At 54.2% G+C, this 4841-nt stretch carries 7 protein-coding genes; 2 read left to right on the top strand and 5 right to left on the bottom strand.

From position 1 onward, the window contains the following. Both SOM61_RS26380 and SOM61_RS26375 read right to left on the bottom strand, forming a co-directional pair. Positions 1–149: hemagglutinin repeat-containing protein (locus SOM61_RS26380; RefSeq protein WP_320476826.1), on the bottom strand; the 149-nt coding region annotated here is incomplete at its 3' end. Beyond that, positions 107–640, bottom strand: a complete 534-nt coding sequence (locus tag SOM61_RS26375; RefSeq protein ID WP_320476825.1) for a hypothetical protein — start codon at positions 638–640, stop codon at positions 107–109. The genes SOM61_RS26375 and SOM61_RS26380, both read right to left, overlap by 43 nt. Positions 641–939: 299 nt before the next feature. Between SOM61_RS26375 and SOM61_RS26370 the strand changes: the two genes are divergently transcribed. After that, positions 940–1164, top strand: coding sequence for a hypothetical protein (locus tag SOM61_RS26370; protein ID WP_320476824.1), 225 nt, complete (start codon positions 940–942; stop codon positions 1162–1164). A 132-nt stretch (positions 1165–1296) separates the two neighbouring features. Further along, positions 1297–1788, top strand: coding sequence for a WapI family immunity protein (locus SOM61_RS26365; RefSeq protein ID WP_320476823.1), 492 nt, complete (start codon positions 1297–1299; stop codon positions 1786–1788). 54 nt (positions 1789–1842) lie between these two features. Here the strand turns inward: SOM61_RS26365 and SOM61_RS26360 are convergent, their stop codons facing one another. From SOM61_RS26360 to SOM61_RS26350, 3 genes are all read right to left on the bottom strand, one after another. Next, positions 1843–2091 (bottom strand): hypothetical protein, encoded by a 249-nt coding sequence (locus tag SOM61_RS26360; RefSeq protein ID WP_320476822.1) that lies wholly within the window; start codon positions 2089–2091, stop codon positions 1843–1845. Between the two features lie 143 nt (positions 2092–2234). Continuing rightward, entirely contained in the window at positions 2235–2576 is a 342-nt protein-coding gene (locus tag SOM61_RS26355; protein WP_320476821.1) for a hypothetical protein, read from the bottom strand. Then, on the bottom strand, positions 2576–4841 hold a 2266-nt coding region (locus tag SOM61_RS26350; protein WP_320476820.1), incomplete at its 5' end, for a DNA/RNA non-specific endonuclease. The genes SOM61_RS26350 and SOM61_RS26355, both read right to left, overlap by 1 nt.

The raw sequence follows: 4841 nt of genomic DNA, 5'->3' as shown, positions 1-4841 counted from the left end.
CCGCCGACTTTCGCGACCACCTGTTCGCCGCTGGCGACAGCGCCCTTGATATTGGTATCCCCACCGCTTTCGATGGCGAGCTGCTTGCCGGCAGTAACGTGCGAATTCAGTTGCGTGGTGCCCTTGCCGTCTTCCTTTCCCTTGCCCACACTGGCGCTGGCGGTGAAGCCGATCGAAGTGCCATTGCTGCCGAAAGACGCACGATATTGAGCGAACCCGCGCCGCCAGTGCCAGCCTTGACTGTCAAGTCACCCGCGGAAGCCACGCCGGCGCCGATCACCGTCTGGTTCTGATGCACCTGCCTGTCGTACACTTTGCTCGACGGATCGTTGTACTGGCTGGTATTGACCTCGTTGACCACCGCCCCGATGTTCACATCCTTGCCCGCAGTAAGCCAACCCGTCCCGCTGCCGCTCGTCCCGATCGCCACCTGGGTCCCCGTCAGGTTCAGGCTGCCCCCTGCCTTCATCCCCAGATCGCCGCCAATATTGATCTGGCTCAGCGCATGCGTAATGCTGCTGTCGTTCTGCGTATAGCCGCTGATCTGCGACTCATAGGTGCTGCCGGTCTTGATCGTGTTGAAGCGAATGTCGTTGCCCGCCGTGATGAACGCGTTGCCAGCAGTGATCTTGCCGGCCAAGTCGGCCAGGTCCCGTGCCGCCTCGATGAGACGGTGGGCCGCTGCCGCTGGCGCTGCTCGAGGAAGAGGCGCGCGTGCAGTATGGCGGTAAGCTGCTGTTGGCGCGCGATCTCGATCATTACGTGCTGGATCGCACTGGCGAACTGCGGCTGGCGGTTGAATAATCTACAGCGCTCGAAAACCTTGCTGCTACCCATGGATGCAGCAACCGCGTACACTGGGCCGTTCCGAACGGCCGCTATCGGGACAGAAACGGTCGTTGCGATAATCAAAATTGCCCAACCCGAGAAAGGATTCAGATGGTTGCAGACGTAACTTTCTTTGAAGGACCACTCAAATTCCAGCTTCAGTTTGCAGAAGTGGATCCGACAGATCTTGGTGTCCAGGCCTGGCTTGAAGTTGAGTATGCAGGATGGAGCCAGTGTCTTAAATGGACTGCCGAGCACTTTGGCTCGAGTATGACGCTCTCCTTCGATTTGAAAATGAACTCCGCGACGCCTGCAACGCCGAACTGTAGGAAATGAGCAAGTATCCAGTACTTCACTTCGAACGCCATCTATCTCAGGAGTATCTGACGATCAATCCTCGATCAGAAAGGCAGTCACAAGACGGCGACAACATCGCAATTCGTTTGAAGATCAATGCTGGGTCAATGCATGCGCTGTATTCAGCGTTCAATCAGTTCGGCAAATGGTGGTGAAGTGAACCGTCACTTGAACGAACTGGGTGAGCCACATCTTCATCTCGCAGGCCTCAAGCTGTGGGTACACGGATACAGGTATCGAGACGTAGATGACTATTGGGACGGAAATTGGCTGAACGCTACTGCGGTTTGCTCTGAGAACGGTGCAACCGTGCTGGTACGAGGAGCTTTCATCCGCACCGATGAAATTCAGGACTGGCAGCATGCCCTGGACAAGCTGCTCGCGGACCTACAGGGTGAGGCGACACTCGAATGCATGGAGCCCGAGATTGCAGTGACGTTAAGGGCGAAATCTTTAGGCGCAATCGAAATGGAAGTGCGGATCACGCCAGACCAATCGACTCAAGAGCACCGATTTATTTTTGCCATCGACCAAAGCTATCTAGAGCCGATATCATCGCAGTGCGCACGATTGCTAACCGCCTTTCCAATACGCGGCTCCTGAAGGTCTGCTTTGGGTCGCAGCTCAGCGTTACTCTGTCGCAGGACAGCCGGATGATTACTGCTTTGCTGGCGTCAGCTCGATTTCCTGCACCTTGGGATCGTGTTCAGGTGTGAGCGTGAATTTGACATCTACCTTGCCGCGCTCGCCGATCAGCGCAAAGGCGCCGCGCAGTCTGTTCTCAGCTTTGATAGGGCCAACCGATGTGATCTTCCCGATCAGCTCAAGCTTTTCTCGCGCGTGCTCAATCCAATCCTCACGCGAGCGGTCGAGGAAGAAATTTTCGGCCGCCCCTGATGCCGCCATCCACCGCGCCACCGCGGCCAGGTTGGGCGGGCCGCCCGCCACTCACAACACAGCAACGCCGTCAGGTCTAAATCCTTACAGGAATAGCCGAGACCGCGTCCCAATGTCAGACCTGACACCAGTGTCGCTTACTCATCAATAAATTACTGCTCCCCATATCCAAAGTCTGCAGAAAAATTATTGCCTCTCAAATTAACTGCGAAGTCTAATACCGACCAAACTCCTTGACCGCCCTCCTTCATCTTCTCACGAAGCATCAGACAAAGATTCCCGATTTTTGACACAATTCGGCCATCATTTATGCCAAACCAATTCTCCTCCCCTGCCTCATCAATATAATCGAAGAAGAATTCATTCATACCACTCTCGTCAACACTCAATTCTATCTTCACAACGAATTTTAATTTAATGATCACAGCCTCACTGGGGGCTTGCTCGATTAGCATACGAGCTAATTCATTATATATATCAATATCAGTTTTCATTAAGTTCCTCCAGGGGTGTTTTTTATCTGCAAAGTTCTCTGCCTGCCCCCCTCTATTTGATAAATTATTGTAAATTCATCAGGGCGCTTTGTGGCATTATTATATATTGGCTGGATACTGACCTGAACAGTCTTATTTTCACCAAGAGCTCTTGCCCATTCATTTTCCAGCTTTTTCCATTCGCCTTTATTCAAATTACCGTTCATGGGAACTATGTTAAGTTTCTCACCTGGCCCGGAAAATATAGACGCAATTAAATGACCACCTTCGTCGCCCGCGGCACCGCATTTTCCTGCCACACATTGTTGATATTTATTTCTGTCAAACGTCTGTAAATTCAGGCTCCCCTCTACCTTATTTACTCTCGCAAGCTCATCAGTGTGATAAAGATAGCTCCCGTCCACGTTATAGATCGTGTTGGCCTCGGGATTGTTTAGTATTTTACTCCAATCGCCTTTCGAGCCTGACGCGACATCAATCTGTATCTTTCCCGTCGGATGGATTTTTGTTGCAGCGCTTGCCACGCGTGCGGCTTCTTCTGCTCGCACGCCACTCTTTATCAGCGTACCAGCATGTCTGATAGCTTTCCCAAGTCCTGGGGCTACATCTAACACGCCAGTAGGAAACAGAGCTTCATTTGCTGCGTAGAGGATACCTAGTGCCGCGATCTCGCCATCAGTCAATCCGCCCGTTGCAGCGGCGGCATCCAAGAAGTCGCTGATCTGTTTCTGCCTCTTCTTTAACTCTCCTATTTCGAGCTTCTCCAGAAGTTCGCCGACCTTTTCGAGTCCTTCGCTGCCCTTTTTTGAAAGATAGTCTTTGGACCTTTTCAGCCCAGCTGCAACCTTCTTTAACTGTAGAGAGTTGTTTTCAAGTTCAATAAGTGCGGCTGTATTCGACGTATTGGCTTCCGCTCCAGCCACTACAGCAGCGCCAACAATGAATGTTTGGATTAAGGCAGAACGTGCATCCTTTTGCTCATTCGTCAAATCGCTACCGTCTACTGCTGTTAGCGAGCTAACTAATGTCGCGCTCGCTGCGGCTATTGCTGCAGTGCCACACTGTGCCCCATTAGCGTTGGCTCCAGCACATGAGGATATGGCGTGCAATGCAACGTGTGCTGGAGATCCCTCCGCGAGCCCATAATCTTCCGCAAGCTGTTTAATGCTGCCAGCAATATTCGACTGAGCCCAATTTACCAGGCTGCGCTGAATGAATTCGTTCGTCGCTCCGCTTACATCGCCAGCAGCGGCTGCTGTAAACGCGGTCGCAATCTGGCGATAAGTACCACCTGGCCCCCACTGATCCTCAAGCGTGATCGATTGAATACGTTTAGCTGTAGCTTCCTCCATTAATGAACTAGCTGCATCAAGCAAACGCTGCTTCTCTTGGCCATCCGGAAGCGCTTCAGCTTTTGCGGTGAGCGCATCCGCCTCGGCATCCAGATTTTCGGCCTTCGTACGAACGCTATCTATTTCCCGCGATTTATCCGCAATGAACGTCGATACCTGCCCGGTAAACGCCCCGACGATCTCGAACCCCGCCTGGATCGACGCCTGATCGAAGTTGTTCTCAATCCGCCCACTCGTATCCTTCTCGTTCGACACATCGCGGTTGAGCTCCGCCAGCATCTCCTCGGCAGTCTTCCCAGTCAGCGCCTGCTGTTGCTGTCCATTGGTGATCGTGACCACACCACCACTAATGCCGCTCACCGTCGTGCTCGAATCGTTGCCTGAGGCACCCAGCGCGACCGGCGCATTCATGCCGCTGCCGCCGGTCTGCATCCACTTCCAGCTGTCACCGCCGACGCCGGAAGTATCCGGCGCCGCATCCCGGCTATCGCCTTCGGTGCCGAGGCCACCGCTCAACCCGACGCTGTGTCCCTTGTAGTCGGCATGGTTCGCAATGTCGCGCACGGTCAGCGAGCCGGTCGTCAAGCTGTTCTTGCCCGCATCGATCGCTTCCTGGCTGCTGCTAATGACGGCGCCCTTCAGGTCGGTGTTGCCGTCGACGACCAGCTGGAAGCCGCCGGCGCCGGCCCGGATGCCGCTCTGCTCCTGCACGCTCGCGTAATCACTGCTCAGCTTGCTGTCACTGAAACTACCGCTGACGCTGACGCCCATGCCGAAGGTGCCGCTCACGCCCAGGCTCTGGTTCTTGCTGTCGAAGGTGGCCGTATCCTGCAGGCTTTCGATGTTCAGGTCGCCGCCGACTTTCGCGACCACCTGTTCGCCGCTGGCGACAGCGCCCTTGATATTGGTATCC

The organism is Massilia sp. CFBP9012 (assembly GCF_034045115.1).
Taxonomy (GTDB): Bacteria; Pseudomonadota; Gammaproteobacteria; order Burkholderiales; family Burkholderiaceae_D; genus Telluria.
Note: the sequence above shows the minus strand (reverse complement) of the source record. Positions and strands in the feature narration are given on the sequence as shown.

Coding starts and splice junctions, on each gene's coding strand:
- SOM61_RS26370 (WP_320476824.1), top strand. CDS start 940: ATGGTTGCAGACGTAACTTTCTTTGAAGGACCACTCAAATTCCAGCTT.
- SOM61_RS26365 (WP_320476823.1), top strand. CDS start 1,297: ATGCGCTGTATTCAGCGTTCAATCAGTTCGGCAAATGGTGGTGAAGTG.
- SOM61_RS26360 (WP_320476822.1), bottom strand. CDS start 2,091: ATGGCGGCATCAGGGGCGGCCGAAAATTTCTTCCTCGACCGCTCGCGT.
- SOM61_RS26355 (WP_320476821.1), bottom strand. CDS start 2,576: ATGAAAACTGATATTGATATATATAATGAATTAGCTCGTATGCTAATC.